The sequence below is a fragment of the Pontimicrobium sp. MEBiC01747 genome, assembly GCF_053601635.1.
The window spans coordinates 1-3869 of the sequence record NZ_JBSHNS010000050.1 but is presented as its reverse complement, the minus strand read 5'-3'; the positions used below and the strand labels follow the sequence as shown (position 1 = coordinate 3869).

The window sequence follows — 3869 nt, the reverse complement described above, 5'->3', positions numbered from 1 at the left end:
ATAAAACGGTCTAGGTTGAAAATTAATAAGCCCCAGACTATGCCAAAGCCTACTGCTGCAAATAGATTGTCAAAAACGGTATAAAGGGCGTAACTAGATGCTATTGCGGCCATTAATGCCGTAAAAAAAACAGTAGCGCCAATACCTGCATATTTATTTTGTTCCCCTATAGAAGAATCTTTTAAAATATCGGTATCTGCCCCAGAGCAGATAATAAAAAATTGTTTTAACATAACGATTAATTTGATTGATAGAGTAATGATTGATTGCTATAATAACGCTAAAAATTAAAAAATGTTACATAAAAAAGCCTCGAATATCGAGGCTCTTATTAAATGTTATACTCTAATAGGTTGTTTGGAGAGTTTTACTATAGGAGTTTTAGAGTCTATATCTCTAATTAAAATATTTAAATCCTTATTATTGTCTACTAGGTCAATTGCTTTTTTACCTGTTATTTTTTTACCCTCATAATAAAAAATAGCACCTTTATTAGTTAGCTGTAACATACTTGGAACTTCAGGTATAGTTGCAGCAGCTAATTTTTTATCAGTTTTAAATTCACTAACAACTTTATCATTAAAGTATACTTTACTAATGTTAGCATTTGGTATAACATCACTGGCGTTTACTTGCTTATTTGGTATAAGTTCTTTGCCGTTTTTATCGGTTTCTACTCCATAACGATTATAATACCTTGTTTTATTGTTAATGGTTGTATAATAGTGCTTTTTATTATTAATATCTATAGATCCAGTTTTCATTTCTTTTTCTGGAGCTGGTGGTGGAGGTGGTGGTGGCAGAAGTTCTCCTTTTTTATTTACAGCTTGACCTAACTTATTATAATAAATAGTTACTCCATTTTTATAAGTAATATAATAATGGCTTTCTCCATTAATCATTTTATACCCTGTTTTTAATCCTTTAGGAGTGTTTTCTATAATTTCATTTAGGGATTTTTTACCTTTCTTTTTAACAACTATAGGTGCTGGCGGTGGTGGAGGCGGTGGTAGATCGGATAACTCACCCTTTTTTACTTTTGGAGATTTAGAGTATTTAGGACTAGCTTTATCTACTAATTGTATCATAACAGGTGTTAAGGTTTCATTTTTAGTTTTAATATCAAAAAGTTGAACCATAGTACCAATAGAAGCATCTGTTAAATAGCTTTTTACTTTTGCATTACCTTTAGTAGTATTATTTTTAATACTTTCAGTTGGTTTTCCCGGAAACTTTATTCTAAATTTTATTATAGATTCTCTTGTTGTAGTTGAAAGTATTAATTCTTCAATTCCTTTTTTAGATAAAAATAAAGTGCAATTATCGCATTTAATACCATTAACAACAGGGATTGTTTTTACATCGTTTTTATCTGTTAGACTTGTATCTATAATATAGCCTCCTTGTGATAATTTAATTTGGTTTACATACTTTTTTAATTTCGATTGTATGTCATTAATAAGAGACATATTTATACCTCCATTAACATTAATTCTTAAATCTGTACGCCTTTCTCCAACGATTGCTTTAAAATCTTTGCTTAATGAATTTAGTGTTGTTACTTTACCATTCAGTTTTAAACGTAATGGCTGCTGCTTGATATTTAAAACAGGAATTTTTTCTTTAGTTGTGTTTATTAATGGTGTCATTTCTTTTTCTACTGTTTTAGTAGTACTAAAACTAAAAAGTAACCCTGCTAGTAGGGGAAGCATTAATAAACTTCTAAGCCAAATGGCTTTTCTTGATGTTTCTGATTTCATAATTGTAAATCGTTTTTTGATTAATGAATAATTGATGGCATTTGCTAATTGTGGGTTTGTTACGTTTGATGAAAACGTTAATAGCATTTGTTGATATGTTGTTGGTTTAATTCCATGATTTAAAACAGCCATGTCTGCTAAAAACTCATGGTTTAGTTTAATAGCCTGCTTACATAAATATATAAGAGGGTTAAACCATAATAACACTTGCAATACTTCTATAAATATAATGTCTATACTATGTTTTTGTTTTGCATGTGCTTGCTCGTGCAGTAATACTTCTTTAGGGATTTGTTGTGTTTCAAATTTGTTTTTATTTAAAAAAATGTAATTGAAAAACGTATGTGGAGTTATCAAATCTTTTAATAAAACATTAGTGTATATATTATTCTTACACTTTGGATTGCATTTTATTTTATAGGTGATTTTAAATAAATTAATACAGAATTTTAACCCAAAAAGAAATACTCCCAATCCGTATATACTCCATAATATTATGGGAAGATAATTAACAGGTTCTCCTATGGTATTACTTTCTGGAGTTGTAATAGCTTCTATAATTGGTTTAAATGTACCAAGTACTGGAGCTGGCTCTACATATTCTATAAAAGTTATAGAAGGAATAATAAATGATAATAATAAAGCACCAATTAAGTAAAAGCGTTTAAAACTATGTATGGTTTCTTTTTCTAGTAAAAACTTATAAAAAGCTAAAAAAATAGCTAAACAGGCACTAAATTTTAATATAAATATTAGCATAACTATTTGTTTTTAATTTCGTCGTCTATAATAGCTTTTAAATTTTCTAACTCCTCCTTAGATAAATTGGTCTCTTTTGTAAAAAAAGAAGCAAATTGTGAGCTGCTATCGTTAAAAAAGTTTTTAATTAAGCTATTAACATGTTTTGAGAAGTAATCTTTCTTTTTTACTAATGGAAAATATTGCCTAGAGTTGCCTATGCGTATATAATCTATAAACCCTTTGTCTGTCATACGTTTTAGTAAAGTAGCAACAGTGGTAGTAGCAGGTTTAGGCTCAGAGTATGCTTCTAGTAAATCTTTCATAAACCCTTTTTCTAGTTTCCAAAGGTGGTTCATTAAATCTTCTTCAGTTTTAGAAAGGCGCATAAGTTATCAGTTTTTTATATTTAACTCTACAAATGTAGAATATAAAATTGTATTCTACAAATGTAGAAGTGTTTTTTATAAGAAAAAATAATAGTAAAAGTAAAAAAGCATCTACAATAAAATATGGTAGATGCTTTTTGGGAAATTAATTAACTCCTAAAAATAAGAGTTTTAGTGCTTTTTTATTTAAATAACTCTGTAAAGTGTTTATAAAAATAAGGGATGGTTTCTATACCTTTTAGGTAGTTCCAAACCCCAAAATGTTCGTTTGGTGAGTGTATAGCATCACTATCTAAACCGAAGCCCATTAAAATAGTTTTGCTTTTTAATTCTTGCTCAAAAAGAGACACTATAGGAATACTACCTCCACTGCGTTGTGGAATTGGTGTTTTGCCAAATGTATCTTTATAAGCTTTTGAGGCCGCTTGGTAACCTATGCTATCTATAGGCGTTACATAACCTTGTCCTCCATGATGAGGGGTTACTTTTACAGTAACACTTTTTGGTGCGATGCTTTCAAAATGCGTTTTAAATAATTGTGTAATGTTTTCCCAATCTTGATTTGGAACTAAACGCATAGATATCTTAGCATAGGCTTTACTAGCAATAACGGTTTTTGCACCTTCTCCAATATAACCACCCCAAATACCATTAACATCTAGAGTTGGTCTTATAGAGTTACGCTCATTTGTTGTATAGCCTGCTTCACCATGTACGGCATTAATATCTAATGCCTTTTTATAATTGTCTAAAGAAAAGGGAGCTTTTGCCATTTCTGCTCGCTCTTCTGTAGAGAGTTCTTCTACATTATCGTAAAACCCAGGAATAGTGATATGGTTGTTTTCATCGTGTAATGAAGCAATCATTTGGGTTAAAATATTAATAGGGTTTGCTACTGCGCCGCCATATAACCCAGAGTGTAAATCTCTGTTTGGTCCTGTAACTTCAACCTCAACATAACTTAAACCACGTAAGCCAGTTG

4 protein-coding genes are annotated in these 3869 nt (G+C 30.1%); all 4 read right to left on the bottom strand.

The genetic code is table 11. The features are described from left to right. Positions 1–233, bottom strand: a 233-nt coding sequence (locus ACVC2P_RS00755) for a DUF4407 domain-containing protein (RefSeq protein ID WP_452596574.1), incomplete at its 3' end; no start/stop codon positions are given. Between the two features lie 105 nt (positions 234–338). Continuing rightward, entirely contained in the window at positions 339–2519 is a 2181-nt protein-coding gene (locus ACVC2P_RS00750) for a M56 family metallopeptidase (RefSeq protein WP_452596573.1), read from the bottom strand. A gap of 2 nt (positions 2520–2521) precedes the next feature. After that, positions 2522–2887: a BlaI/MecI/CopY family transcriptional regulator gene (locus ACVC2P_RS00745; protein WP_452596572.1), complete on the bottom strand. Its 366-nt coding sequence runs from the start codon at positions 2885–2887 to the stop codon at positions 2522–2524. Positions 2888–3069: 182 nt separating this feature from the next. Then, positions 3070–3869: M20/M25/M40 family metallo-hydrolase (locus ACVC2P_RS00740; protein WP_452596571.1), on the bottom strand; the 800-nt coding region annotated here is incomplete at its 5' end.

What these genes read in the sequence shown, in the direction of transcription:
- ACVC2P_RS00750 (WP_452596573.1), bottom strand. Translation starts at nt 2,519, where the DNA reads ATGCTAATATTTATATTAAAATTTAGTGCCTGTTTAGCTATTTTTTTA.
- ACVC2P_RS00745 (WP_452596572.1), bottom strand. Translation starts at nt 2,887, where the DNA reads ATGCGCCTTTCTAAAACTGAAGAAGATTTAATGAACCACCTTTGGAAA.